Source organism: Bordetella sp. N (genome assembly GCF_001433395.1).
Classification (GTDB): domain Bacteria; phylum Pseudomonadota; class Gammaproteobacteria; order Burkholderiales; family Burkholderiaceae_B; genus Bordetella_C.
The window spans coordinates 2575420-2601975 of the sequence record NZ_CP013111.1; the positions used below are offsets into that span (position 1 = coordinate 2575420).

Below are 26556 nucleotides of genomic sequence, written 5' to 3' on the forward strand. Positions count from 1 at the left end.
AGCCTGCCACCCGCCTGCTCGCAGGAAAAATCTTTTCGACTTTCGGAACCAGAGTACGTAAACCGCAACTTACGTGCGGAACTGTGCGGTTGATGCCTAAAAAATAACAAGTCGCCCGCCCAGCTCTTCACTGTGTTTACAACGAAGTTACGGAGACAGCATCTTGCGCCATATCCCCTCCTTCGCCCGGCATACGCCCTGGGCGGCCCGTGCCCTGTTTGCCTTGCGCGCCCTGCGCGCGCGGCGTTTGCGTGATCCCGATCAATATGTCCGCGTGCCGTCACCCTGGCAACCGCTGCATTACGCCGTCGCGGCCACGCCGCGCCGCGGCCGCCACCTGAGCCTCCTCGTCTGCCGTCCCGCGACGGTCGATTTGCATTGATCGTCTACTGGAGACCTAGGTCATGACCATAGGCAATATTCCTCCTGCTTCCCCCACCGCCCGGCGCGTTTCGGAAACCCCCGCGCCGTCTAGCCCGGTCAACGACGACCGTCCGAAAGCCTTGTCATTCAGCGGCGGCGCGGGCGCGCAGCGCCGGTCCAGCACGGTACCTTATGGTGTCAAAGCCGAATCGCCGCAAATCGTGCAGGTCGGGGACGGCGCGCCACGCGCCACGCCCGCGGGCGGTGCCGCGGCGAACGAGAACGTCGCCCCGCCCGGCGGATTGGCGGACGTTGAGCCCACCCTCTTGCCGAAAAGGAAAGGCCATAGCAGGGCGCACTCCTTTTTCCACGGGGTGAAGTGGCCGTTTGGCGGATCGAGCAAGAAGGCGGAACGCAGTCCGTCCGACTTGAAAGCCCCGATCGCGGCCGGCGAACCCGCGACACTGGAGCTCCTGGCCAAGGCCCAGGAGCTCGAGGAAGCACCCCTCGAAAATCGGCCGTCCAGGGATGGGGAGCAGCCGACGAAGGAGCGTAAGGGCGGACGCTTGCCGCGGTGTATCAAGCCTCGTACTTCGGGTGAGTGAAGCACTTATGTAGCGGCCAGCCGGCCGCGGCTGGCCGCGTGCTTGACCGCGCGCGCCTGCAAGCCGGTCGGACGCCATGCCCCGCGCGGTCGCGAGGGCGATTCTGCCGGCGCGCTCAGGCAAGATCAGCGATCGTGTCGACGTCGCGCAGCACGCCGGCGTCATGGCAAGGCAGCAGATGCACGCCATGGCGTTGCAGCAGCACGCGCGCGCCCGTGTCGCCATCGAGCCTTGCCAGTTCCGGCAACAGGTCCCAGGCGAAGGCGACCGGATGGCCGCGGCGGCCGTCGTATTCCGGTGCCACGATGGGATGTCCGGCCCCTGCCTGGCAGATGGCTTGCAAAGTCGCCGGCGTGACCCACGGCATATCGCCCAGCGCCACCAGCACGCCACGTGCGGGAACGGCGGCCACGCCACGCGCGGAAACAGCGACCACGCCATGTGCGGGAACAGCGACCACGCCACCTGCGGAAACTGTGCCCATGCCACGGGCGGAAACGCCGCCGGCCCCATCGCCTGGGGCATCTTGCGCGCACAGGTGCCGTGCGGCAGCGGCCAGGCTGGCGCCCATGCCGCGCTCAGCTTCTACGGATTCGATCAGCTCACACCCAGGCACCCTGGCCAGGGCATCGCGTAAAGCGGAACGGCCTGGCCGCAGGACCACCAGTACGCGCGTGGCCACTTCCCGTAGCGCCATTGCCGCGGCGACCACGATGGGACGGCCGTCCGGCAGCAAGGCCAGCAACTTGTCGGCGCCGTCATCGCCCGCCGAGGCGCGATAGCGCGCGCCCGCGCCGCCCGCCAGCAAGATGCCGACATAGGCCGGCAGGTCCGCCGCGGGATCTGAATGTGGAGCGTTCGTAGGCATCGCGCCAGTTTAAGCGGCCTGGAATGCCTCTGTCGCGGCAGCCGCCGACAGCGCGGCCTGCGGCCGGGCGCAACCGCGCCTGAGCGACTGCGCGCCGCACCCTGTCGTACGGCAGGGGCCGCGCGGGCAATCAGACCAGCCTGTCAGGCCTGTAGGGCATCACTCCGGCATGGGATCCGGAATGCCCTCTTCGTCGACGGTCTTGACGGCCGCCAAGGCATTGCGGGCGGCCGACATGGCTTCGATGCCATTGCGGAAGCGGCGCGTCTTGAAAATGCGGAACGTCAGCGCTTCTTCTTCGCTGCCGGCCTTCTTGGTTTCCATGTACGCACAAGCAGGCCCGTCTTCATTGGGCGGCGTCGAATAGGCGTAAACAGTAAAGCCACTCACCAGCCTGGGAGTCGTCATCGGGGATTCCTGTCCTTGATGTCGTTACGGTCACGGGAAGGGTCACGCCCCATGGCCGCGCCTCCTGCCATGAAGCCGGCTGACGTAGTCGCACGGCTCCCCCGCGATAAGGGCGGCAGGTTCCAAGCGCGCCAGGATCGCAGAAAACTCAACGATTCACAAGAATTACGAACAATGTGAAATAAACCGCCACTTGGCGGGGCAGCACGTTACGCCGCCGGCAAGGCCTCGTAGGACGTCGCCAGGTGATAAGGCGTCGTGGACGGCATGTCGGAGCGGGCCACCATGCCGTCAGCGTCCAGGCACTCGTACCAGCCGCGCGGCTGCAGGAAGCGCTCGCGCAGACGTTGCAGTTGCCGCTTCAGCAGCGCCCCCACGGCAGGATCCCCATGCACGGCCAAGGCGCGTGCGTATTCCGTCTGCGCCCAGATCCGCTGCGTGGGATCGATGATCTCGCCACGCAGATCGAGCGCGGCGCACACCCCGTCCGTGGCCATGTCCACGCCTTGCGCCTGGGCGAACTTGAACGCATGCTCCAAGGCATCGCCCAACACGGTATCGCCGAACACGTCCGGCGCACTACGCGCCAGGGCCAGCCATTCGAACTGATGGCCCGGTTCGATGCGGTTGTCCGGCACACCGACACGCAACTCCGTGATGCATTGCGTCGGTCCGTGCAGGAACGTTCTCGCCATCCCGCCGATGACCCGTTGCAAGGCCGTGGTGAAACCCGCGTCGCCGGTGGCGTCGCGCGCGGCCAGATAGGCCTCGGTCAAATGCATCACCGGGTTCTGTTGAACATCCAGCAAAGGGCCGGACAGGTCCGGCTTGAGCTGCGCCCAGTAAAGACCCGCCGGCGCCGTGAAGCGGGTTTCGACCTGGCCCGCGGTCTCGCCCAAGAGGTCCAGCGCACGCCGGTCGCGCGTCACGCGATAGTGCGCCGCGCACGCGAAAATCACGAAAGCGTAGGTATAGAGATCGTGGGTTTGATCGAGCGCTACACCTTCAGCGTCGATGCTGTACATCCAGCCGCCCTCGGAGTGCGCGAAACGCTTGCGCAGCGAATCGAACAGCCGGGCGGCATGCTCGGTAGCACCCGCCATCGTGTGCACGTAAAGCTGGCGCGCGCACGCCATCGCCCGATAACGCGTCACCGGCATGACTTGCAGGCGCGCGCTGTCCACGGCTTCGTAGGGGAGTTGCAGTTCCGGGTTGTACCCCGTCGTCCGCCACAGCGGCAGCACGACATCGCTGTAATGCTGGCGCAGGCCGGCGACCAGGGCCAGAACGGAGGTATCGACGGAATCGGAACGTGAGGCGGGCATGAAAACGCGCGGGCGGCGGCAGAAAAAACCACAGCCCGCACGATACCCGATGCGCGCGGCGCGGACCAGCAGCGGTTTGAGCGGCGATGCGCCCGCCGCCGAAAAAAAACGCGCTCGCAGGCGAGCGCGTTTTTTACTGCAAAGCGATCAATGCCCCAGCACGACCTGCAGGACGACGCCGGTGGCAATGGCGCTCAGTACGAAGTCCGGGCCGATACCCACCCACTGATAGCCGCGCGGCGGCGCTTGCAGGTTATAGCCGCGCCAGTCTTCGACCACGTATTGGCGGTTGCGATACTCCGCCGGCACGCGGTCGCCCTTGGCCCATCGCGGACCGCCAGGACCGTGCGCGTCGGGACCATAGCCTTGCGGCGGACGGCCATTGTTCTTGCCCGGACCGGAATGACCCGGACCGCCCTGGGGACCACCGTGGCCAGGCGCCTGCGCGCCGGGACCGCCGGGACCACCCTGATGACCGGGGTTGCCTTGGGCGCCGGGACCGCCGGGACGGCCTTGGCCGCCACCGTTTCCACCAGGGCCGCCGGGGCCACCGGGACCGCGGTCATTCTGCGCCAAGGGGCCGATAACCTTTTGACCATGTTCTTCAGCATGAGCCGGGACGCTGATCGCCAGCGACGCGGCGGTGAGCATGCCCGCCATCAGGGCGCCCGTCGCGCGCAGTGCGCGTTGACGAGCCGGCGAGGCGTTATATAACGGTTTCTTGTGCATGATCGGTTCCTCCCCATGCGCGGCACGCAACGATCGCGTAGACCTCTCACGCACGGAATGACTCTAGAGTACCGAAACAGGGGCCGGAACATTGCGACTCAGGCCCCATAAATAGGGAGAATCCGGCACGACGGGCGTCTGAATGTAACAGCCGGGCCAAGCCGCAAAATCAGGGAAACTGGCAGCCGCGCCGTAGGACAGGCGACTTAGATCTCTCCCGACCGCCCCATGTGCAGCGCCAGCCGTCCTTTTTCTGTTACCACCAGGATGCCGGCGCTATTGCGCTCGATGCAACGCAGCGTGGTCAAGGCGTCAATGAATTCCGGCGGGATGGGCACATAGTCTTGCGCCTTTTCGGTGTTGGTGTTGTCTGCCACGACTTGCAGCCAATGACCCAACTCGCCCTTCTTGAAAGTATGCAGCGGCATCGATAGCCTCCCGGATGCTGGCTTGTGTGTTTACGTAAGGTCCGTATTATCGGTCATTGGCCGCGCGCCCCTCTCCGTCCCGTTTCCGGAAACCGGCCCGTGTCCTGCATAATGTGCGCCATATCGCCTGGAGCACCCATGTCCTTCCGTTTTGCCCTCTTCGCTGTCGCGCTGGCCACGCTGGCCGGTTGCACGACCACCATGAGCCCCGTCATGGAAACCGGAGAGCCCGACCAATACACGATCAGCAACCGCAGCACCGTGCAGGCCACGTCGTGGGTCGACATCAAGAGCCAGGCCCTGCTGCGCGCCAGCGATTACTGCCAGTCCATCGGCCGCAAGATGAGCAAGCCTGTCATCACGTCCAATCATGCGACCGGCCTGGGGCCGCGCGAGGCTTACGTGACCTTCAGCTGCATCCCCTTCCCCGCCCCCAGCGAAAAAAGCGCCAACAGCCAGTAAGCGCTGACGGCGGCAACACGCCGCCATCAGGGCGCCTGTCTTTCGCCACCGGCCGGCCGCCACGCGCCACGGACGGCGCGGCTCCGCGCCGCGCCCACCTCCCGCCCCTCTTCAAGCGCCCCCAGCCGGGGATGCACCTCATTGTCGGTTCGATATAAATGGTATACCGTCGAATACAAAGATAAGGACCGGGCCTCATGCGCACCGGTCTTCCCCAAAGGAAACGAAGACGGAGACGCTTCATGAGACTGCCTTACCTGTTGCTAAGTGCCCTGCTGGCCTGCGCACCTCTCGGTATCAGCCACGCCCAAAAGGCGGCCACCGAGTCCTATCCCAACCGCCCCATTCGCCTGATCACGCCCTATGAACCAGGGGGCGGGGTCGACATCATGGCCAGGCTGGTCGCGCGCAACCTGGGCACCGAACTGGGCGTGGCGGTGGTCGTGGAAAACCGGCCTGGCGCCGGCGGCGTGGTGGGCACGCAGGCCCTGACGGTGGCCGCCCCCGATGGCTATACCCTGATCCTCGATTCGCCCTCCCCGCTGGTCGTGGCGCCGTACCTGATGAAGAAACTGAGCTATGACCCCCACAAGGACCTGGCTCCCATCAGCCTGATCGCCGACGTGCCCGCGGTCCTTCTGGTCAAGAACGATTCCCCCATCCACACGGTGGCCGACCTGCTGGCCCTGGCCCGCAAAGAGCCGGGCAAGCTGACGTTCTCCTCTTCCGGCCTGGGCGGCACCGCCCATTTGTCGGCGCAGCTGCTCAAGGTGCTGGCCGACGTCGATCTGCTGCATGTTCCCTATAAAGGCACCGCGCCCGCCATCCAGGCCGTCATCACCGGCGAGGTCACCATGACCTTCGCCGACATGACCGCCGGCCTGAATTTCGTCAAGAACAAGCAGTTGCGCGCGGTCGCCGTGACCACTCCCCATCGCAACCCCGCGCTGCCGGACGTCCCCACGGTCGCCGAAACCGTACCCAACTACGCGGCCAGCGTCTGGTACGGCGTGCTGGCCCCGAAGGGCACGCCCCGTCCCATCATCGACAAGCTCAACGCGGCGCTCGTCAAGTTCGTCCACACGCCCGACGTCAACAAGATGCTGGTCGAGGAAGGCGCCGAGCCCGCGGGATCTTCGCCCGAGCAGTTCCGTGACTTCCTGCGCCAGGAAAGCGAGCGCTGGGGCGGGGTCATCCGTAAATCCGGCCTGCAGCCGCAATAGGTCATCCCGGCGCAATCAGGAGCGCCCCCGCAACACCAGCAGCCTCCAGGAGAAATCATGCTGTTGATCAACAATGAAGTCGTCGAAAAAGTGCTGACGATGCGCGAGTGCATCGACGCGCAGGAGCAGGCGTTTGCCGGCCTGCTGACCGGTGCGGCCATAGGCCGTCCACGCATGGACATGTACGTGCCGTGTGACCGCGACGACGGCTATTACCGCTGGGGCTCGGTGGAGGGCAGCAGCGGTGGCATCCTGGCGGTGCGCTTGAAGTCTGACATCCTGGTCTGGCCGCGCGACCACGCCGCGGGCGGCAGCGAGCAGAAATACTGCATGGAGCCAGGCACGTACTGCGGCCTGGTTTTCCTGTTCAGCACCGGCAATGGCCAACCGCTGGCGCTGCTCAATGACGGCCATCTGCAGCATATGCGCGTGGGCGGCGCGGCCGGCATCGGCACGCGGCTGCTGTCGCGCGAGGATTCGCGCGAACTCGGCATCATCGGCTCGGGCGGCATGGCCCAGACCTTTCTGGAAGCCATCCTGGCGGTGCGCGACATCCGCCGCGTGCGCGTGTACAGCCGCAAGCCCGAGAACCGCGAGCGCTTCGCGCGCGAAAACGCTGAACGCCTTGGCATCGAGATCGTCGCGGTGGACGATCCGCGCGATGCGGTGCGCGGCGCCGACATCGTCGCCACCTGCACCGACAGCATGACGCCAGTGCTGCAACCGGAGTGGCTGGAACCGGGCATGCATGTGGTCGTGCTGACGCCGCGCGAAATCGACCCCGCCATCGTCGAGCGCTTCGACGTCGCCGTGCAGCAGGGCCGCGAGGAAATGCCCATAGCCGAAACCGAGCGTTTCCGCAAAGGGATCTCCGGCAGTCCGCAGGCTTACGTGGCCGGCAGCGCCGAAGAACAGCTTCGTTTACCCAAACCCAAGAAAGCGCGCCTGCCGACGCAGGATTGGCCGGTCTACACCGACGTCATCTCCGGCAAGGCGCCCGGGCGCACGCGTGATGACCAGATCACCTTCTACTACACCGTGGGCAACTGGGGCGTGCAATTTTCATCGGTAGGCGGACTGGTGTATCGCAAGGCCAAGGCGCAGGGCCTGGGCCACGAACTGCCGCTGGAATGGTTCATCCAGGACATCCGCAATTAGGATGAGGCGCGCGTCAGATAGCGAAGTTCTCGTCTATCCAGGTGCGCGCCCACTGTTCAGCGCCCTGGCGCGCCATCCCCGGCGTGCCGATCTGGGCGCCGGGATAAGGGGGAAACTCGAAGCCATTCACCGGCTCTCCCCCCTCCAGCATGGAAATGAAGATACGAGTCTGATACTCGCCGCTACGCTGGGGTGCGGCCTCGACCGCGCATTCGATGATGAAGTCCTTGTACTGGATCATGGCAACGCTCCGGTGGTGACGGTTTACCGCGAGCAATCCCGCGCCCGCCGTGCACCTGAACTATCGCACTGCAAAAGCCTTAAGCCTAGGCGCGTGAACATTGCAATTGCAAGGACAAATGACGCCCGTTGAGCCGCAACGCAGCATGCATGGAAGAGCAGATTTTGCCCTCGGATGGTATCCATTGCACGAGGAATGGCGGATCTGATCGGCCATCTGGATCAGAATGCAAAACGACCGGATTCATCCGGTCGTTCTTGGGCGGATCATGCGTGTGGGGGACGGGTCCTGATCCGAGCGCCCGATTCCTCAACCACGAGCATGAGGAAAACCGAGGTTGAATCGCCGGACTGTCCTACAGCGCATGCCCTATGGCGCGCCGCGCCCGTCAATCCTTGCCGATTTCGTGGCCGATCACGCCACCCAGCACCGCACCGCCTACGGTCCCCGCCGTACTGCCATTCGTGGCTTCGTGGCCGATGACCCCGCCGGCCGCCGCGCCGCCCAGCGTGCATCCTGACATGAAAGGAATACCGAGAGCCAGCGCCGCGGTCGCCACGTATTTGATGATGACATGTCGCATTTTTCGTCTCCCTGGAAAATTGGGTACGGGAGACAAAGCAAGGGGTGTACCTGCCTGATCAGCATCGCAGTGCGTCAGCGGTCGCCTGGAAAGCCCTGCTCAAATCGTCGATGAGATCCTGCGGATGCTCCAGGCCGATGTGCAGACGCACAACGGGCCCGCGGCCGTCCCAATAACTGTGCTCGGACAAGCGCGCTGGCGCGGCCTCCAGCGCCAGGCTCTCGTAGCCGCCCCAGGACGCGCCGATGGCGAAATGGCGCAGGTGGTCGATGAAGACCGCGGCCGCGCGCGCATCGTCGCCGCGAAAGGCGAAGGACACCAGCCCGCTGGCGCCACTGAAGTCGCGCTGCCACAGCGCGTGCCCGGGATCTTGCGGCAAGGCCGGGTAATACACGCGCCCCACGTCCGCATGTCGCGCCAGATAGCGCGCCACCTCGGTGGCGTTAACCTGGTGCCGCGCCAGCCGCACATCCAGCGTGCGCAGGCCGCGCAGCACCAGATAGGCTTCGTCGGCGCTGACGGAAAAGCCCAGGGCGTCGTGGATCGCACCTATCGACCGCGCCAGCGCGGGGCTATCCACGGTGACCACGCCCAGCATGGCGTCCGAATGGCCGCCCAGATACTTGGTGGCGGCTTGCACCGAGATATTCGCGCCCAGCGCCAGCGGCTGGTAGTAAAGGCCGCCGCTCCAGGTATTGTCGACGGCCACCACCACGTCGTGGCGGCGCGCGATCGCCGCCAGCGCGGGCAGATCCAGCACTTCGTAAAGTAGCGAGCTGGGCGATTCCAGGTAAAGGAGGCGCGTGGTGGGCCGGATGCGCGCTTCCAGATCACCGCGGGCGGGCGAAAAGTATTCGACCTCGATGCCGTAGCGTTGCAGCAGCGTGTGGTCGACCTTGCGCACCGGCGAGTAGACGCTGTCCGATACCAGCGCATGATCGCCCGCCGTCAACGTCGCCAGCAACACCAGCGTGATGGCCGCCAGTCCCGACGGCGCCAGCACCGCGCGATGGCCCCCTTCCAGGGTCGCCACGGCTTCCTCCAGCGCCCGGTGCGTGTCCAGGCCATGGCGGCCATAGGTGGCCACAGCTTCCCCGGCGGCGCGGCTCGCGGCCAACGCGGCATGCGTCGCGGTGTTGGGGAAGCGGACCGTGCTGGTCCGCACGACCGGCACGTTGACGGGGCCGGCACGGCCATCGACAGGTGTGGGCGCGCCAGCGTGCGCCAGCCGGGTTTGGATGCGCAAGCCGTCGGCGTGGCTCATGCTCGCGCCACCTGGCTATCGCGCATGTGGTTCTTGTTGTAGTTGATGATCTCGCCCGTTTCCAGGTTCACGCCGATACGGTCCGACAGCGTCTCCAGCGGCCGGCCGTACAAGTGGAAATGCAAGGTGGGCTCATTGCCGGTGACGTGGATGCTGTGGATGTCGTCCGGCAGGAAGGCGATCGACTGGCCGGGGCGGACCACGACCTCGCGTGCCTGCTCCAGCGCCGCGCGGGTAGGATCGGAGCCATCGTCGGTACGGCGATAAACCCGGTTCAGCTCATCGCCCGCGATGGCGACGATCACCGCCCAGGTGGTGTGATTGTGCGGCACCGTGGTTTTACCGGGATTGATGGAGTTCAGATACAGCGCCACATCGTCATCGCTGTCCTCCGGATTCAGGCGATAGCGGGTCGACGCGCCCACTTCGGCCGCGCTCGCCGGCGGCGGGAAATCCTCGCGCGTGAACAGGTGGCCAGCCGCGGCCAGTTGTTCCAGACGACGGGTGACGTCGTTCAGCGCGTCGCGGTCCAGCTTGCGGCCGGCCAGCAATGCACGCACATCGGCCAGCGCGGCCTTGACCTGTTGTTGACGCTCGGCGGCGGTCGAAGAAGCTTGAGTCATGATATCTCCACGAAAAAAATGAGAGCGGCGTATCGAATCCACGGATTCAGTACGCCAGTGCGGTGATGGGCACCGGGGAAAATGGCAGGAGCGCGCGTTCATCGCGCCCTGGATGGGCGGCGCGCTGCAGGAAGGCGCGCGTGCGCGGATTGGCTGGCGCACCGAACAGGCGCGCCGGGGGGCCGGCCTCAACGATGAGCCCGGCCTCGGTGAAGTACACGGTATCGCTGACCTCTTCCGCGAAGCGCATTTCGTGGGTCACGAGCAGACAGGTCAGGCCATCGCGCACCAGGTCGCGGATGACGGTCAGCACCTCGCCGACCATCTCCGGGTCCAGGGCCGACGTCACTTCGTCGAACAGGATCAGCTTTGGACGCATGGCCAGGGCGCGCGCGATCGCCACCCGTTGCTGCTGCCCGCCCGAGAGCTCGCCGGGATAGGCGTTTTCCTTGTGCTCCATGCGCACCTTGGCCAGCAGCTCGCGGGCGCGGGCAACGGCCTGGGCGCGCGGCAGGCTACCCACGCGGACGGGGGCAATGACCAGGTTTTCCAGCACGCTCAGATGCGGGAACAGGTTGTACTGCTGGAACACGAAACCCACCTGCTTGCGCAGTGCGATGAGCTGCGCCTCGGCGGTCAGCGTGTGGACGGCCACGCCGTCGACGTGGATGGCCCCCCGCTGGGGTCGCAGCAGTCCCGTGATGCAGCGCAGGATGGTGGACTTGCCTGACCCGGACGGGCCGATGATGGATACTGCCTGGCCCTGCTTGACCTCGACGTCGATGCCTTTGAGTACTTCCGTCTCCCCAAAGGAAAGGTAAACGTCGCGCAGGCTGACGAGCGCTTGGGTGGCGGGCTGGGACGGAGCAAGCGGCTGCGCGCCTTCCTGCGGAGGACGGAATTCAATGACGGACATGGCGGGCCTCCAGACGGCGCGTCCAGCGCGAAATGGGAAAGCAGTAGGCGAAAAACAAGGCCAGCATGGTGAAGTACACCGCGATGGTGAAATCCGTGCGGGCGACGGTATTGCTGGCGACGGTGGCGGTATCGACCAGGTCATGCACGCCGACCAGCGATGCCAGCGCGGTGCTCATGGTGATGCTGGCGTACAGATTCATCCATGGCGGCAGCATGCGGCGCACGCATTGAGGCAGCACGATCATGCGGAAGATCTGCCGGCGCCGAAACGCCAGCGACTGTGCCGCTTCCCACTGCGCCCCCGGAATGGACTGGATGGCGCCGCGGAAGATCTCCGCGACGTTGGCGCTGGCCGGCAGCGCCAGGCCGATCACCACCTTGATCCAGTCCGGGAACGACATCGACCACGAGAACAGCCGCACTTCGAAAGGAAACACATAGGTGGTGAAGTAGATCAGCACCAGGATGGGCGCGTTGCGGAACACCTGGACGTAGCCTCGCGTCACCGCGCGCACCGCTCGCAGTGGCGATAACGACAGCGCCCCCACGAACAGGCCCAGCAAGGTGCCCAGCCCCATGGCCAGCACGCTGAGGCCGATGTTCACCCCCAGCCCCAGCAGCAACGCGGGCGACCAGCGCAACAGCTCATTGACCATAACCGGGCATCCTCAGGCGCTGTTCCAGCCAACGGCCCAGCACACTGACCAGCCAGGTCAGCAAGCCGAAATAGATCAGGATGAGCAACAACAGCTCCAGCACATTGTCCCTATGCGACCAGATCATGATGGACTCGTAGGTCACGTCGCCCACCGCGATCGCCGATGCGATGGCGGTCATCTTGACCAGATCGACCAGATTGTTCACCAGCGCCGGCAGCGCGAAGCGCACGGCCAGCGGCAACTGCACGCGCAACAGGGTCTGGCCGCGCGTGAAGGCCAGCGAGCGCGCGGATTCCAGCATTACCGGCGGCACTGCCTCGATGCCGGCCCGCAAGGCCTCCGCGTGGAAGACCGCCTTATGCAAACCCACCACCAGCACCACCCAGATGAAAGGCGTCAGCGGATTGGCCGTGCCCAGGTGCTGGGTGATCAGCATGTTCAACACCAGGAAAGCGCAGTACAGCTGGACCAGCGTCGGCGTGTTGCGCGTCAGCTCGACGAACCCGCGCAGAGGGCCCCGGACCCAGGCCGGGCCGTTGGACAGCCCGGCGGCGATCAGCACGCCGAACAGCAGGCTGACCGGCATGGTCCACGCACACAATTCCAGGGTCACCCAAAGACCGTGCACGAAGGACGCGCGCTCGCTGGCATCCAGGACGAAGCCGTAGTTCAGGCCCAGGGGCTTACAGAAGCTGACCCAGGCCTGCAGTACCGTGTCGATCACTTGCCGGCCGCCGGCGGCTGCGACGCCGCTTTAGCCGTGACAGGCGCCCATCCTTCCTTCTCCGCCTGCTGCTTCAGTTCCTGCAGCAAAGGCAGCGCGGGCTCGATGCCCAGGCGCTTTTCGGTATCGATCAGCCAGCCGCTGCGGTGCCAGCCCCGCACGATCTTGTCGACGGCCGCGATGGTGTCCTTCTCGCCCTTGCGCGTCCAGACCACCGAGATGGCGGGCAGGATGGTGTCGGCGATAGGCGCTTCATAGCCGCTCCACTCGGGATTGGATTTCAACAGCGGATAGATCAGAGTGGAATCGTGGACGGCCGCCACGCACTGGCCGCCGCGCAAGGCCAGCAGCGAATCGGACGAACTCTTGTAGCCCTTGACCTGCGCACCATACTGCTTGGTCAGGGGATCGGCGAAGCTGCTGCCCTGGGACACGCACACGGGCTTGCCGCGCAGGTCTTCCCACTTGTGGATGCCGCTGTCTTTACGGATGGCGGCGGCGCCGCCGACCCGATAGAACGGCGTGGGCGCATAGCCCAGGATCTCGGCACGCTCCGGGTTCAGCTCCATGGACGCCACCAGCAGATCCACCTTGCCGGAAATCAGGAACTGCACGCGGGTGGCGGTTTGCACAGGAACCAGGTCTACCTGCACGCCCAGGCCTTGCGCCAGGGCCCGCGCCAGCTCCGGGTTCCAGCCAACCAGCTGCTGCGTGGCGGGATCGATGGAGCCGAAGACGCCCCCGTTTACCAGTACGCCAACCGCAACCTTGCCGCGCTCGTGGATCTTGTCCAGCGTGGCATCGGCGTGAGCGGCACAGGCGGCCGCCAGCAGGGCCGCCGCGGCGCCCATATTGAAAAACCTGCGCATTGCCATGAGTTTTGAGACCCTGTTGGAATATCAAGGCCACATGCTGCAGGCGCGCCGCCGGCATGGCAAAGAATGCTTTTTGATATAGATATGACCGTCAGAACCGGAAAACTTCTTCCAGGTCCTGCGTCGCGTCGAAAGGCTCCAGCTTGACGCTTTCCTCGATGTGATCCAGATGGTGCAGGGTCAAGGCCTCTGCCCTTGCCACGTCGCGCGCCTCGATGGCGTCGATGATCAGGATGTGGTCGTCGTCGCGGCAGCTGGTGGCCGTGGGCAGGTTGTAGAGAAAGATCACCAGGCAGCTCAGGGTCGACAGCTCGCGCATGATGCGCGCGTACTCGCCGTTGCCCGCCAGCTCGCTGAGCACGATGTGGAACTCGCCGGCCAGCCGGATGATGGCGCGCTTGTCCTTGCGCTCGCGGGCCTCGTGCTCCAGCTTGACATGGGCGCGCAGCCTTTGCAGCTTCTCCGGCGTCAGGCATTCGATCAGGCGCCGCACCACCGCGGGCTCGATCAGGCGCCGCGCCTCGAACACGTCGATGGCCTTTTCGATGGTCGGTTTGGCGACATAGGCGCCGCGTTGCGGGAACAGTTCGACGATCTGCTCGTGGGCCAGCCGCGCCAGCACTTCACGCACACGCGGCCGGCTGACCGCGAAGATTTCGGCAAGACGCTCTTCCACCAGCTTGGTCCCGGGCTTGAGCCGGTTGTCCAGGATGGCGTTGTAGATGTGCTCGTAGACATCCGCGCTGGAAAGCTCCCGCTTGTCGGTTGTCAAAGCCTGTTCTTTGGATTTCGCCTGACGTGCCATTCGCTGCTGTGGAAAAGATGAGGAATTGGAAGATAACCGATCGATTACGCGCAATTTAGCCCAGTCAGCATCATGCCCCAAAAATGTAAACATTTTCTCGTTTAAATGTTTTCTATCGGGTAATCACTAATGTTTCCAGGATTGTAGTGAGTCCTAGAATGCCCTGGCCGGCTACTCGGGAACCGCGCTGCGGAACCGCTGACCGGCATCAAAAAAAGGCGCATCGAAAATGACAACAAGGGGTTTCGATCTGGTCGTGCGCAATGCGCGTGTGACCACGGCCAGCGATACATACGACGCGGATATCGGCATCGTCGATGGCCGCATCGTTCAGTTGGGCCAGCAGCTGGCCCAGGGCGCGCGTGAAATCGACGCGGCCGGCCGCACGGTCACGCCGGGCGGCATCGACGCCCACTGCCATCTGGACCAACCGATGGCGCCGCCGGTGCGTCTGGCCGATGATTTCTTCACCGGCACGCGCTCCGCCGCCTGCGGTGGCACCACCACCGTCATTCCCTTCGCCGCGCAGCGCAAAGGCGGCACCCTGCAAGCGGCGCTGGACGATTACCACCAGCGTGCCGGCGGACGCGCCTGTGTCGACTACGCTTTCCACCTGATCATCACCGACCCCACGCAGGCCGTCCTGCAGGATGAACTGCCGGGCCTGATCGGCCAGGGCTACACGTCCTACAAGCTGTACATGACCTACGACCGGCTCAAGCTGGACGACGGTCAGATCCTGGACGTGCTGGACGTGGCCCGGCGCCATGGCGGCATGCCCATGATCCACGCGGAGAACGCCGACTGCATCACCTGGCTGACTCAGAAGCTGGAGGCCGCGGGCAAGACCGCGCCGCGCTTCCATGCCTTGTCGCGTCCCGCCCTGGTCGAACGTGAAGGCGCGCATCGCGCCATCGCGCTGTCGGAACTGCTGGACGTGCCGGTGCTGCTGGTGCACATCTCCGGCGCGGAGGCGGTCGAGCAGATCCGCGCCGCGCGGGTGCGCGGCCTGAACATCTATGCCGAAACCTGCCCGCAGTACCTGTTGCTGACCGCCGCCGACCTGGGCATCGACGACAGCTACGAGGGCGCGCGCTGCGTGTGCAGCCCGCCGCCGCGCGACAGCGCCAGCCAGCACGCCATCTGGCAGGGCCTGGCCGATGGCCTGTTCACGGTGGTGTCGTCCGATCATTCCCCGTTCAATCTGGACGGGACGGACGGCAAGAAACCCGGCGGCAAGGAGGTCGACTTCCGCCACATCCCCAACGGCATCCCCGGCATCGAAACCCGCCTGCCTTTGCTTTATTCCGAAGGCGTGCTGGGCGGCCGCATCAGCGCCAACAAATTCGTCGAGCTGACCGCCACGGCGCCGGCGCGCGCCTATGGCCTGTACCCACGCAAAGGCACCATCGCCATCGGCAGCGACGCCGATCTCGTCATCTGGGACGAGCGCGAATTCACCTTGACCAACGAACACCTGCATCACAACGTCGACTACACGCCCTTCGCCGGGCGCACCTTGCGCGCCTGGCCGGCCATGACCCTGTTGCGTAGCGTCACCGTGTGGGACGGCCGCGACTTTACCGGCGCGGCCGGCGGCGGCGAATTCCTGCCGCGCGGCCTGCCCTCGATTCCCGCCATCGGCGTCCGCACGCCGGACCGCGCGCACTGGTTGCGCGACGTATTACCTGCCTGATTCCTGGTCGCGGCCCTGCCGCGATACCACCTTCGTTTTCTGACTCAGCCCTGGATCCCCACGTAAGGACACCCCAGTGAACAACACCGCCGTGAAGACCACTCTCATCAAGAATGCCCATACCGTCGTGGCCTGGGATGACGACCGCCAGACCCACGTCTACCGGCACCAGACCGACGTCGCGTTCGCCGACGGCAAGGTCATCCACGTCGGCGCCGGCTACACGCCCGCCGCGGGCGCGGACGTCACCGTGGTCGACGGCGCGGGCATGATGGTCATGCCGGGCCTGGTCGACATCCACAGCCACCTGGTGCACGAGCCCATCAACAAGGGCTACACCGACGAGACCGGATCCGCGGGCCTGTACAACTCCAATCTGTACGAATACATGCCCACCATGCTGGGCGAGCCCGAAGCGGCTCCCGCGCAGCTGACCTTGGCCGCGGCCGAACTGCTGATGTCCGGCGTCACCACGGTGGTCGATATGTCCATCATCCATGACCACTGGCTGGACGTGCTGGTGCAAAGCGGGCTGCGCGCGTATGTGGCGCCCATGTTCCGCTCCGCCCGCTGGTACACGCGCAACGGCCACGTGGTCGAGTACGAGTGGGACGAGAAGGCCGGCGAGGAAGGCATGGAGCGCGCGCTCAAGCTGATCGACCGCGCCGAAGCGCATGAGTGCGGACGCCTGCGCGGCATGATCGTGCCGGCGCAGATCGATACCTGCACGGCGGACCTGCTGCGTGACAGCCACGCCGAAGCGCGCCGCCGCAAGATCGGCTGGCAGACCCACGCGGCCCAATCCCTGCCCGAATTCCACGAGATCACGCGCCGCCATGGCCTGACTCCCGTGCAATGGCTGCACGATCTGGGCGTGCTGGACCAGGACAGCATCGTGGGGCATGGCATCTTCGTCGATGATCATCCCAACACGCACTGGAGCACCGCCACCGACCTGTCCATCCTGGCCGAGACCGGCGCCAGCGTGGCCCACTGCCCTACCGTCTTCATGCGCCGCGGCATGGCCTTGCGCGACTTCGGCCGCTACCGCCGTGCCGGCATCAACATGGGCATAGGCACCGACACCTATCCGCACAACATGATCGAGGAAATGCGCCACGTCGGTTATCTGGCCCGCCTGATGGCTGAGTCGCCGCGGACGGTGACCACGGGCCAGGTCTTCCATGCCGCCACGGCTGGCGGCGCCAAAGCCCTGGGCCGCACGGACATCGGCCGTATCGCAGTGGGCGCGCGCGCCGACCTGGTGCTGGTGGACATGACGCATCACCTGATGCAGCCCGCCCGCGATCCCATCCGCAGCCTGGTCTATGCCGCCGCGGACCGGGCCGTGCACACGGTCTACATCGATGGCCAACGGGTCGTGCATGAAGGCAAGGTCCATTCGCTGGACTACCGTACCGCGGCCTTGCAGGTCAACGAAGCCCAGCAACGCGCCCTCAAGCGCGTGCCGGAACGCGATCGCGTCGCGGGCCGCACGGCTGAACAGATGTCGCCGCTGTCCTTCGACACGCTCTGATTCCATACCGGCAACAAAATACCAACGACCGGGCCGCGACAGCAGCCCTCGAATACAAGGGGAAGTTCATGACCGTCACCACCGCCGCCACGCCTGCCGCCGTCACGTCGGCAGCCTACGCCCAAGCTGGAAGCAGCACGGGCGCCACGTTCCTCGGCGGCGCCCGCACGCGCCTGGGCCTGGCTTGCGCCACCGCCCTGCTGTCGGCCTTCTGCGCGTCGACCGCCTGGTCGCAGACCCTCACCGCCGTCATGGCGAGCAAGGTGACGGTACTGGATCCGGTGCTGACCGCGTCCCATCAGACGCGCAATCATGCCTACATGATCTACGACACCTTGCTGGCCACGGACGCCGACAACAAGGTGCGGCCGCAGATGGCCGACAAATGGGATATCTCCGCCGACGGCAAGACCTACACCTTCACCCTCCGCGATGGCCTGAAGTGGCATGACGGCACGCCGGTGAAAGCCGAGGACTGCGTGGCCTCGATCCAGCGCTGGGCCCAGCAGGACAAGATGGCCAGGCAGTTCATGCCGCTGGTGACGTCCATCAACGTCGTCGACGACAAGACCTTCACCATCGTGCTGAAAGAGCCCGTCGACATCCTGCCCGCCCTGGCCAAGCCCAGCGGCCTGCCGGCCTTCATGATGCCCAAGCGCGTGGCGCAGACCCCCGCCACCCAGGCCATCACCGACTACACGGGTTCCGGCCCCTTCAAGTTCGTGCAAGCCGAGTTCAGGCCCGGCGTGAAGGCGGTGTATGCCAAGAACACCGATTACGTGCCCCGTAACGAGCCGCCCAGCGGTACCGCCGGCGGCAAGGTGGTCAAGGTCGACCGCGTCGAATGGGTCAACATGCCCGACGCCATGACCGCCCTCAATGCCCTGCAGAACGGCGAAATCGATTACATGGAGGCCGTTCCTTACGACCTGACGCCCATGGTCGAGGGCAACAAGAGCCTGACCCTGCGCGTGCTGGACAAGGCGGGCTACCAGCCCATGTACCGCTTCAACCAGCTGCAGAAGCCCTTCAACGACAAGCTGATCCGCCAGGCGGCCATGTACGCCACCGGCCAGGAAGACATCCTGAAGGCGCAGGTCGGCAATCCCGCCTACTACAAGGTCTGCGGCGCCGTGTTCGGCTGCGGCATGCCCTACGCCAGCGATATCCGCGCCGACATGATCGTGCCGTCGAATATCGCCAAGGCCAAGGAACTGCTCAAGCAGGCCAAGTACGACGGTTCGCCGGTGGTCATCCTGCAGTCCACCGACATCCCCACCGCCGCGGCCATTCCGGTGGTGATCGCGCAGCAGCTGCGCCAGGCCGGCTTCAACGTGTCGCTGCAGGCCATGGATTTCATGACCATGCTGTCACGCCGCGCCAACCGGGATACCACCGAAAAAGGCGGCTGGAGCATTTTCGTGACCACCTGGCACATGAGCGAGATCGTCGATCCCCTGCGTAACTATGCCGTGTCCGCCAATGGCGACCAGGCCTGGTTCGGCTGGCCCACGGTGCCGGCCGTGGAAGAACTGCGCGGCAAGTTCCTGACCGCACGGACCGATGCCGAACGCAAGGAGATCACGAACAAGCTGCAGGACGTGATGCTGGACGAAGGCGTGGTCGTGCCGCTGGGCCAGATCAATGGCGTGGCGGGGTATCGCAACACGCTGCAAGGCGTGCTGGAGTCGCCGGCGCCGGTGTTCTGGAACATCTCCAAGACCGGGAAGTAAGCCAGCATGTTGAGCTACATACTCAGGCGCATCCTAGCCACCATCCCGGTGGTGCTGACCGTGGCGGTGCTGGTGTTCGGGTTACTGCGGCTGACGCCGGGTGACCCGGCCCTGATCCTGGCCGGCGACTCGGCCACGCCCGAGCAACTGCAGGAGATCCGCGCCCACATGGGGCTGGACCGGCCCATCACCACGCAATTCGCGTTGTGGGCCGGCCAGGTGCTGCGGGGCGACCTGGGTGTGTCGCTGCATTCCGGTACGCCGGTCACGTCCATGATCCGTGACCGGCTGGCGCCTTCGCTGGCGCTGGCGCTGTGCACCATCGTGGTATCCACGCTGATTGCCGTGCCCCTGGGCGCTTTCGCGGCATGGCGCCGCGGCAGCCGCGTGGATCGCTCCATCATGGCGTTCTCCGTGCTGGGATTCTCCGTGCCCATCTTCGTCACCGGCTACGCCTTGATCCTGCTTTTTGCCATGAAGCTGGGCTGGCTGCCGGTGCAGGGCTACAAGACCATGCAGGACGGTCTGGGCCTGTTCACGCAGCATCTGGTGCTGCCCACGGTGGCGCTCAGCACCGGCTTCATCGCCCTGATCGCGCGTATTGCCCGCAGCAGCATCCTGGAAGTGATGGGCGAGGACTACATCCGCACGGCCCGCGCCAAGGGGATTACCGAGCGCGCGGTGTTGCTGGCGCACGCCCTGCGCAACGCGGCGGTGCCGATCATTACCATCATCGGCATCAGCATCGCCTTGCTGATCAGCGGCGTGGTGGTCACGGAGTCGGTGTTCAACCTGCCAGGCTTGGGGCGCTTGGTCGTGGAGTCCGTCCAGGCGCGTGACTACCCCTTGATCCAGGGCCTGATCCTGCTCTTCTCGATGGTCTACATCGTCGTCAACCTGACCATCGACGTGCTGTATTCGGTGTTCGATCCCCGCATCCGCTATTGAATCCGCTTGCATAGGGAAACCGCATGAACTTATCCCGCTCCGCTTCGGCGCCGACCGCGACTACCGCCGCGGCCGCCGCCCCTGCCCGGCCCCGCTCGGCCTTGCGCGCCAACTTCGGCTCGGGGCCGGTGCTGGCCGCTTGCACCGTCCTGGCCATCATCATCCTGGCCGCGCTGGCCGCCAATCTGCTGGGGCTGGCCGACCCGCTGGCGATCAATCCCATGGAACGGCTCAAGAGCTTCAGCGCCGCGCATTGGTTCGGCACCGACGCCTATGGCCGCGACGTGCTGTCCCGCGTCATCTACGGGGCGCGCAATTCCCTGATCATCGGCGCCGGCACCACCGTGGCCGCGCTCATACCCGGCCTGCTGCTGGGCGTCATCGCCGGCTACTTCCGTGCCGCCGACATGGTGATCATGCGCATCCTCGACGGCATCATGTCGATTCCCAGCATCCTGCTGGCCATCGCCTTCGTCGCAGTGACGGGCGCCAGCCTGACCACGGTGCTGATCGCCATCGCCGTGCCGGAGTTCCCGCGCGTGGTGCGCCTGGTGCGTGGACTGATACTCACCCTGCGCGAGGAACCTTATGTTGAAGCCGCGATCTCGCTGGGCACGCCCACGCCGATGCTGATGCTGCGCCATCTGGTGCCGAATACCGTCGCGCCCCTGATCGTGCAGGGCACGTTCATCTTCGCGTCGGCCATTCTGTCCGAAGCCGTCATGAGCTTCCTGGGTGTCGGCATGCCGCCGGAGATTCCGTCCTGGGGCAACATCATTGCCGAGGGGCGGATGTACTTCCAGCTCAAGCCCGAATTGATCCTGCTGCCGGGTGCTTTCCTGGCCCTGACCGTGCTGTCGGTCAACCTGATGGGCGATGCGATGCGCGATGCGCTCGATCCAAAGATGGCGAAACGGGTGTGACGCTGCCGCCCTCCTCTTCCTTATTCCAGATAGCACGCCTATGACATCCACCTCCATGCCTTCCGCCCCCGGCACGCCCGTCCTGCAGATCCAGGGCCTGGCCGTGCGCCTGGTCGACGGGTCGGACGACAAGGCGACCGCCAGCCCGGCTGGTGTCGAGCCGCGCCACGTCGTCCAGGACATCAGCTTCGACATCCACGCGGGGGAGACCCTGTGCGTGGTGGGCGAGTCCGGGTCCGGCAAGTCCGTCACGTCCTTTGCGGTGATGGGGCTGCTGGCGCCCGATGCGCTACGTCCTTGCGCTGGCCGCATCCTGCTCGATGGCGAGGATGTGCTGGCCTGCTCGCCCGAGCGGCTGCGCGAACTGCGCGCCACCCGCATGTCCATGGTGTTCCAGGAACCCATGACGGCGCTCAACCCCGTGCGCACCGTGGGCTGGCAGATCGATGAAGTGCTGCGCGCGCATAGCAAGCTGAATGCGGCGGAGCGCAAGAAGAAAATCCTGGACATGCTGGAGTCGGTGCGCCTGCCCGATATCGAGCGGATCTATGCGTCCTACCCGCATCAATTGTCGGGCGGCCAGCGCCAGCGGATCGTGATCTGCATGGCGCTGATCCTCAATCCCCGGCTGCTGATCGCCGACGAGCCGACCACGGCGCTGGACGTCACCACGCAGAAGCAGATCCTGACCCTGATCCGCGACCTGCAGAAGAGCCACGACACCGCCGTGCTGTTCATCACTCACGATTTCGGCGTGGTGGCGGATATCGCGGATCGCATCGCCGTGATGAATCGCGGCCGCATCGTCGAAGTGGGCACGCGCGAGCAGATCCTTTCCGCGCCGCGCGAGGCCTATACGCGCATGCTGGTCGCGTCGGTGCCCAGCCTGGCCCCCGCCGCCCGCGCCGAGCCCGATGGCGCGCCACTGCTGACGGTGCGGAGCCTGCACAAGACCTATACCGAGCGCAGCCTGTTCAAGGCGCGCCGCACCGTGAATGCCGTCAATGACGTCAGCTTTACCCTGCACAAGAAAGAGATTCTAGGCATCGTCGGGGAGTCCGGTTCGGGCAAGTCCACCGTGGCGCGCTGCATTGCGCGCTTGATCGATCCCAGCGCGGGCAGCGTGCGCATCGGGGAACAGGAGATCGCCACGGCCTCGCGGCGGGAGTTTCGTCCGCTGCGCCAGCGCATCCAGGTGGTGTTCCAGGATCCGTACCGGTCCTTGAATGCCCGCATGCGGGTGGGCGATTCCATCATTGAGGGACTGCGCAACTTCGGCAAGGGCCGGCAGGAGGCGTGCCAGCGGGCCATCGAACTATTGGAGATAGTGGGCTTGAACGCCGACGCCATGGCGCGGTATCCGCATCAGTTTTCCGGCGGGCAGCGCCAGCGCATCTGCATCGCGCGGGCCTTGGCCTTGTCGCCCGACATCCTGATTGCCGACGAAGCCGTGTCGGCCTTGGACGTGTCGGTGCAGGCGCAGGTCCTGGACCTGATCGAGTCGATCCGAGAGCAGACCGGCACGGCGGTATTGTTCATCACGCATGATTTACGGGTGGCGGCGCAGATCTGCAACACCATCGTGGTCATGAAGTCCGGCAAGATCGTCGAAGCCGCGTCTGCCCACGAAGTTCTGAGCCAGCCCCGCGACGCCTACACCCGCCAACTGATCGAAGCCGCCCCTGGCCGGCACTGGGATTTCCAGAACTTCCGTCCGGCGGCGTAGGGGGAGTGCCGACGGGGTAGTTCGTATACTTCTGATTTCCGAGACGGTGTCTCGGAAATCAACCCCACTCGATACCCCAATATTTCCCCCATAAGCGATGATCAAAGCCGAAGCACTGAAGAAGATCCTTGCCGCAAGCGGAACCCTTCGTTCGCAGGACATTGCCGACTGGCAAGGGCCGTTTGTGCTGCCGGAAGACCTGCAACGGTTCTACGCGGACGTGGGGCCCGACGACATCACGATTTCCAATTATGGGAATGCGTTTTTCCTGCCCGCGCTCAGCCGCCTGTGGGAATCGCAGGCCGGATTCCGCTGGAACGGCGTTACCGGCGAAACCATAAGCGATTGGTCCGATGACTGGCTGGTCATCGCGCAGCAGGAAGGCGATCCGTTTATTTACTACCGGCCGACCGGCGCCATCCTGTGGGCGCAGCATGGCACGGGCCACTGGACCCCTACAGAGCTCTTTTCCAATATCCGGGAATGCGCCGCCGTTCTGGGCACCTTGGGGAAAATAACGGATGACGCGGGTGATGATTTCCTCGATGAGGACTGCTTCATCACTCCACGATATCGTGCCGCTGCAAAATCGGCATTGACGGAAATTCTGGGAGCGCCGTCCCAAGCGGAGAACGTCCTCACCACCCTCGAATGGGTGGACGCCTCGGCTTTCAGTTAATCCGCCCGGCTCAAGACCTGCCGTGCACGGGCGATGACCGGGGCGTCGACCATTTTTCCTTCGAAGCGGAAGGCGCCGGCGCCATTCTGTTGGGCGGCGGACAGGACGCGTTGGGCCCACGCGATGTCTGCTTCCGCCGGTCTCAACGCGGCGTGGACGACTTCCACCTGCGACGGGTGGATGCACAGCATGCCGGCGAAACCCATCGCACCGGCACGGCTGGCCATGGCGCGCAAACCGTCGCTATCGCTGATGTCGGCATGCACGCCATCCAGCGGCGCGGGCAAATCCGCCGCGCGGCTGTGCAGCAGGATCAGGCCGCGCGCCTGGTCGAGCAACACGGCAGCCCCTTCCGTATCGGGCGTCAGACCCAAGTCCACACCATAGTCCAGGCTGCCGAAAACCAGCCGCGCCACATCCGACGCCGCGGCGATTTCGGCGAGATTGAGCAGGCCGCGCGCGGTTTCGATGATGGGGACCACCGGAATGCCACGCCCGGCATGCGCCACCTGCGCGGCGGTCTCGGCCTTGGGCAACATGATCCCCGCCACGCCACGCCTGCCACGCCCACCGCCGTCAGACGAATCACGCAAAGCGGCCAGGTCATCTTCGTGCCACGGCGTTGTCGCGTCATTCACACGCACCCAGATGCGCACATCGGAATGGGCGGGGTCAGCCAGAAAATCGACCACTGCCTGCCGCGCGGCAGGCTTGGCCGCCGGCTCGACGGCGTCCTCCAGATCGACGATCACGACATCCGCGCCGCTGGCCAGGGCCTTGGGGATGCGGTCGGCCCGGGAGGCCGGCACGAACAACGCCGAACGTACCGTGGCGAGCCCCTGCGCGATGTCATCCTGGTCGCCATCTTTTGCCGTCGCCTGCGTCATCACACCGCCCCTTCCGCATGCAATCGCCCCACCTCGGCCGCCCCATAACCCAGCGACGCCAAAACCGTATCGGTATGCTCGCCCACCCCAGGCACCGCATCCATGCGCGGCTCGAAAGCATTGCTCGACCCCGGTGGCAACAGCGCCGGCAAAGCCCCTTGCGGACTGCCCACTTCCCGCCAGCGATCCCGCGCCCGCAACTGCGGATGCGCCCACACGGCAGCCATATCGTTGACGCTGGCATTGGCGATGCCCGCCGTTTCCAGCTTGTCGGCCACCTCGGCGAGGGTCATCTTCGCGAAGGCATCGACAATCAGCGCGCGCAAGGCATCGCGATTGGCCGCCCGCAAAGAATTGGACGAGAACCTGTCATCGGTAGCCAGCGCCGGCTGCGCCAACACCCGCTCGCAAAATACCTGCCATTCTCGCTGATTCTGCAAACCCAGCATGATGGTGCCGCCATCGCCCACCGGGAACGGCCCGTAGGGATAAATGGTGGAATGCGCGGCCCCTGCCCGAGCAGGCGGCGCGGCCCCCTCGAAGGCGTAATACATGGGATAGCCCATCCACTCGACCATGCTCTCCAGCATGGACACATCGACCCGGCTGCCCTTCCCCGTCTTCTGCCGCAACAGCAGCGCATTCAGGATGCCGGAGTAGGCGTACATGCCCGCGGCGATATCCGAGATGGAGCAGCCTGCCTTGGCGGGCGCGTCAGCCGAACCCGTGACGGACACGAAACCGCCCTCGCTCTGGATCAACAGGTCATAGGCTTTCTTGTCCTGATAAGGCCCCCCTTCGCCATAGCCGGAAATATCGCAGACGATGAGCCCCGGATGCGCGGCATGCAGCGCATCAAAAGACAGCCCCTGACGCGCCGCCGCGCCGGGGGCCAGGTTCTGCACCAGCACGTCGGCCTCGGCCAACAGGCGCTTGAGCACGTCCTGCGCCGCCGGATGCTTCAGATCCAGGGTCAGGCTCTCCTTTGACCGATTGGTCCACACGAAATGGGACGCCAGACCCCGCACCCGTTCGTCGTAGTTGCGCGCGAAATCCCCCGCGCCCGGGCGTTCGATCTTGATGACCCGCGCCCCCATGTCCGCCAGTTGGCGAGTGCAGAAAGGCGCGGCGATGGCATGTTCGAAACTGACGACGGTGATCCCGTCGAGCGGACGCGGCGCGGCGGCAGTGGATGCAGCATTCATGCGAGGAACCTCAGTTGCGCTTGGTGAGCCAGCGTCCCGCCCTGCTCGGCCCAAAGATCAGCCTGCCCGGGCGCGGTCACACGCCCGGCGACGTCGAAGGTAGCCGGCGCGATCAAAGGACGCAGGCCGCGATAGGACAGATGTTCAAGCCGCTTGCCCGGATTGGCTTGCTGAAACGCCGCCACCATCAGCGTGGCGATCATCGGACCGTGCACCACCAGCCCCGGATAGCCTTCCTTGTCCGTCACATAGGGATGATCGTAGTGAATGCGATGGCCATTGAAGGTGACCGCCGAATAGCGGAACAACAGCACGGGGTTGGGGTCTATCGTGCGACGCCAGGCCGCTTGCGGCGCTGGCTCCGTGCCTTCGAGCTTGGGCGGCGAAGGTTGCCGATAGACGATGTCCTGTTCCTCGGAGATGGCCAGGGCGCCCTCCTGCCAGTATTCGTGGCGCACGGTCACGAACAACAGCGAACCGGTGCGTCCGGTCTTCTCCTTGACGTCGGTGATGGTGGAACGGCGCTCGGCCGGTATCCCCACCCGTAGCGGCACGCGGAAATCCACCCTCCCGCCGGCCCACATGCGATTACGGTCGGCGGCCGGCGGCAGGAAGCCGCCCCGCGCGGGATGGCCATCCTCGCCTAGCCCGTCCATGGGCGCAGTCTGGATGAAGAAGGCCCATTGCCACAAGGGTGGCAGCGGATCGCCCGCCCCTGGCACGGGGCCGCCGAACGTGGCGGCCACCCGGCCCACCAACGTCGCATCCAGGCCATCGGCCACGGTCTCGCCACGGCCTATCCAGGCGGTGGGATCGGGATTGCTCATTATTTGTCTCCCTCTACGATCATGTCGTCTGCGTATTTTTTAGCATGGCCCGCAGGAATCACGGTCCCGCAGACTTGGGATCATCGTCCCATGAAGTGCGGCAGCGGCTCACTTTCCCACGAAGCGCGGCAGCG

Annotated in this window: 29 protein-coding genes; 12 read left to right on the top strand and 17 right to left on the bottom strand. The window is 65.4% G+C overall.

Annotation, left to right across the window (positions count from 1 at the left end):
* Positions 1-163 precede the first annotated feature (163 nt).
* On the top strand, positions 164-382 hold the full coding sequence (locus tag ASB57_RS10935) for a hypothetical protein (RefSeq protein WP_057652256.1): 219 nt from the start codon (positions 164-166) through the stop codon (positions 380-382).
* Between the two features lie 22 nt (positions 383-404).
* A complete protein-coding gene (locus tag ASB57_RS10940; protein WP_057652257.1) occupies positions 405-968 on the top strand; it encodes a hypothetical protein in 564 nt (187 codons plus the stop codon).
* 115 nt (positions 969-1083) lie between these two features.
* Here the strand turns inward: ASB57_RS10940 and ASB57_RS10945 are convergent, their stop codons facing one another.
* From ASB57_RS10945 to ASB57_RS10960, 5 genes are all read right to left on the bottom strand, one after another.
* Positions 1084-1836: an NTP transferase domain-containing protein gene (locus ASB57_RS10945; RefSeq protein WP_057652258.1), complete on the bottom strand. Its 753-nt coding sequence runs from the start codon at positions 1834-1836 to the stop codon at positions 1084-1086.
* A gap of 159 nt (positions 1837-1995) precedes the next feature.
* A complete protein-coding gene (locus ASB57_RS30540; protein ID WP_082621526.1) occupies positions 1996-2244 on the bottom strand; it encodes a hypothetical protein in 249 nt (82 codons plus the stop codon).
* A gap of 209 nt (positions 2245-2453) precedes the next feature.
* Positions 2454-3569 carry an AGE family epimerase/isomerase gene (locus tag ASB57_RS10950; protein ID WP_057652259.1) on the bottom strand — a complete coding sequence of 372 codons (1116 nt, stop codon included), beginning with the start codon at positions 3567-3569 and terminating at the stop codon, positions 2454-2456.
* Positions 3570-3716: 147 nt separating this feature from the next.
* Positions 3717-4298: an RcnB family protein gene (locus ASB57_RS31850; RefSeq protein WP_057652260.1), complete on the bottom strand. Its 582-nt coding sequence runs from the start codon at positions 4296-4298 to the stop codon at positions 3717-3719.
* Positions 4299-4504: 206 nt separating this feature from the next.
* Entirely contained in the window at positions 4505-4726 is a 222-nt protein-coding gene (locus tag ASB57_RS10960; RefSeq protein ID WP_057652261.1) for a hypothetical protein, read from the bottom strand.
* A 138-nt stretch (positions 4727-4864) separates the two neighbouring features.
* Between ASB57_RS10960 and ASB57_RS10965 the strand changes: the two genes are divergently transcribed.
* From ASB57_RS10965 to ASB57_RS10975, 3 genes are all read left to right on the top strand, one after another.
* On the top strand, positions 4865-5188 hold the full coding sequence (locus tag ASB57_RS10965) for a hypothetical protein (protein WP_057652262.1): 324 nt from the start codon (positions 4865-4867) through the stop codon (positions 5186-5188).
* 242 nt (positions 5189-5430) lie between these two features.
* Positions 5431-6411 (top strand): tripartite tricarboxylate transporter substrate binding protein, encoded by a 981-nt coding sequence (locus ASB57_RS10970; RefSeq protein ID WP_057652263.1) that lies wholly within the window; start codon positions 5431-5433, stop codon positions 6409-6411.
* A gap of 57 nt (positions 6412-6468) precedes the next feature.
* On the top strand, positions 6469-7569 hold the full coding sequence (locus ASB57_RS10975) for an ornithine cyclodeaminase family protein (RefSeq protein WP_057652264.1): 1101 nt from the start codon (positions 6469-6471) through the stop codon (positions 7567-7569).
* 13 nt (positions 7570-7582) lie between these two features.
* Here the strand turns inward: ASB57_RS10975 and ASB57_RS10980 are convergent, their stop codons facing one another.
* From ASB57_RS10980 to ASB57_RS11020, 9 genes are all read right to left on the bottom strand, one after another.
* Positions 7583-7810, bottom strand: a complete 228-nt coding sequence (locus tag ASB57_RS10980) for a hypothetical protein (protein ID WP_057652265.1) — start codon at positions 7808-7810, stop codon at positions 7583-7585.
* Positions 7811-8198: 388 nt separating this feature from the next.
* Complete coding sequence (locus ASB57_RS10985; RefSeq protein ID WP_057652266.1) at positions 8199-8393, bottom strand: glycine zipper 2TM domain-containing protein; 195 nt, start codon at positions 8391-8393, stop codon at positions 8199-8201.
* A 58-nt stretch (positions 8394-8451) separates the two neighbouring features.
* On the bottom strand, positions 8452-9657 hold the full coding sequence (metC, locus tag ASB57_RS10990; RefSeq protein ID WP_057652267.1) for a cystathionine beta-lyase: 1206 nt from the start codon (positions 9655-9657) through the stop codon (positions 8452-8454).
* On the bottom strand, positions 9654-10280 hold the full coding sequence (locus ASB57_RS10995) for a cysteine dioxygenase family protein (protein ID WP_057652268.1): 627 nt from the start codon (positions 10278-10280) through the stop codon (positions 9654-9656). Before ASB57_RS10995 ends, metC begins: the two co-directional genes overlap by 4 nt.
* 46 nt (positions 10281-10326) lie before the next feature.
* Positions 10327-11196 carry an amino acid ABC transporter ATP-binding protein gene (locus ASB57_RS11000; protein ID WP_082621528.1) on the bottom strand — a complete coding sequence of 290 codons (870 nt, stop codon included), beginning with the start codon at positions 11194-11196 and terminating at the stop codon, positions 10327-10329.
* Entirely contained in the window at positions 11183-11854 is a 672-nt protein-coding gene (locus tag ASB57_RS11005; RefSeq protein ID WP_082621529.1) for an amino acid ABC transporter permease, read from the bottom strand. The genes ASB57_RS11000 and ASB57_RS11005 overlap by 14 nt, the downstream gene beginning before the upstream one ends.
* Positions 11844-12581, bottom strand: coding sequence for an amino acid ABC transporter permease (locus ASB57_RS11010; RefSeq protein WP_057652269.1), 738 nt, complete (start codon positions 12579-12581; stop codon positions 11844-11846). Before ASB57_RS11010 ends, ASB57_RS11005 begins: the two co-directional genes overlap by 11 nt.
* Positions 12578-13456 carry a transporter substrate-binding domain-containing protein gene (locus tag ASB57_RS11015; protein WP_057652270.1) on the bottom strand — a complete coding sequence of 293 codons (879 nt, stop codon included), beginning with the start codon at positions 13454-13456 and terminating at the stop codon, positions 12578-12580. The genes ASB57_RS11010 and ASB57_RS11015 overlap by 4 nt, the downstream gene beginning before the upstream one ends.
* Positions 13457-13547: 91 nt before the next feature.
* Positions 13548-14228, bottom strand: a complete 681-nt coding sequence (locus tag ASB57_RS11020; protein WP_369822826.1) for a GntR family transcriptional regulator — start codon at positions 14226-14228, stop codon at positions 13548-13550.
* A 262-nt stretch (positions 14229-14490) separates the two neighbouring features.
* Here ASB57_RS11020 and hydA point away from each other — a divergent pair, with 262 nt between their 5' ends.
* The 7 genes from hydA (at position 14491) to ASB57_RS11055 (ending at position 23503) form a co-directional block, all read left to right on the top strand.
* Positions 14491-15957 carry a dihydropyrimidinase gene (gene hydA / locus ASB57_RS11025; RefSeq protein ID WP_057652272.1) on the top strand — a complete coding sequence of 489 codons (1467 nt, stop codon included), beginning with the start codon at positions 14491-14493 and terminating at the stop codon, positions 15955-15957.
* 76 nt (positions 15958-16033) lie between these two features.
* Positions 16034-17494: an amidohydrolase family protein gene (locus ASB57_RS11030; RefSeq protein ID WP_231755396.1), complete on the top strand. Its 1461-nt coding sequence runs from the start codon at positions 16034-16036 to the stop codon at positions 17492-17494.
* 68 nt (positions 17495-17562) lie between these two features.
* The gene (locus ASB57_RS11035) at positions 17563-19227 is read left to right on the top strand and encodes an ABC transporter substrate-binding protein (protein WP_082621530.1); all 1665 of its coding nucleotides are present in this window, start codon (positions 17563-17565) and stop codon (positions 19225-19227) included.
* A 6-nt stretch (positions 19228-19233) separates the two neighbouring features.
* The gene (locus ASB57_RS11040; protein WP_057652273.1) at positions 19234-20175 is read left to right on the top strand and encodes an ABC transporter permease; all 942 of its coding nucleotides are present in this window, start codon (positions 19234-19236) and stop codon (positions 20173-20175) included.
* 23 nt (positions 20176-20198) lie between these two features.
* The gene (locus ASB57_RS11045; protein WP_057652274.1) at positions 20199-21098 is read left to right on the top strand and encodes an ABC transporter permease; all 900 of its coding nucleotides are present in this window, start codon (positions 20199-20201) and stop codon (positions 21096-21098) included.
* A gap of 40 nt (positions 21099-21138) precedes the next feature.
* Positions 21139-22824 (top strand): ABC transporter ATP-binding protein, encoded by a 1686-nt coding sequence (locus ASB57_RS11050; protein WP_057652275.1) that lies wholly within the window; start codon positions 21139-21141, stop codon positions 22822-22824.
* Positions 22825-22921: 97 nt separating this feature from the next.
* On the top strand, positions 22922-23503 hold the full coding sequence (locus ASB57_RS11055; RefSeq protein ID WP_057652276.1) for a hypothetical protein: 582 nt from the start codon (positions 22922-22924) through the stop codon (positions 23501-23503).
* On the opposite strand, the gene ASB57_RS11060 is transcribed toward ASB57_RS11055, so the two are convergent.
* The 3 genes from ASB57_RS11060 to ASB57_RS11070 are packed head-to-tail and all read right to left on the bottom strand — an operon-like array spanning position 23500 to position 26422.
* A complete protein-coding gene (locus ASB57_RS11060) occupies positions 23500-24390 on the bottom strand; it encodes a CoA ester lyase (protein ID WP_057652277.1) in 891 nt (296 codons plus the stop codon). The genes ASB57_RS11055 and ASB57_RS11060 overlap by 4 nt on opposite strands.
* Positions 24390-25595 carry a CaiB/BaiF CoA-transferase family protein gene (locus ASB57_RS11065; RefSeq protein ID WP_057652278.1) on the bottom strand — a complete coding sequence of 402 codons (1206 nt, stop codon included), beginning with the start codon at positions 25593-25595 and terminating at the stop codon, positions 24390-24392. The genes ASB57_RS11060 and ASB57_RS11065 overlap by 1 nt, the downstream gene beginning before the upstream one ends.
* A complete protein-coding gene (locus tag ASB57_RS11070) occupies positions 25592-26422 on the bottom strand; it encodes a MaoC family dehydratase N-terminal domain-containing protein (protein ID WP_057652279.1) in 831 nt (276 codons plus the stop codon). The genes ASB57_RS11065 and ASB57_RS11070 overlap by 4 nt, the downstream gene beginning before the upstream one ends.
* Between the last annotated feature and the right edge of the window lie 134 nt (positions 26423-26556).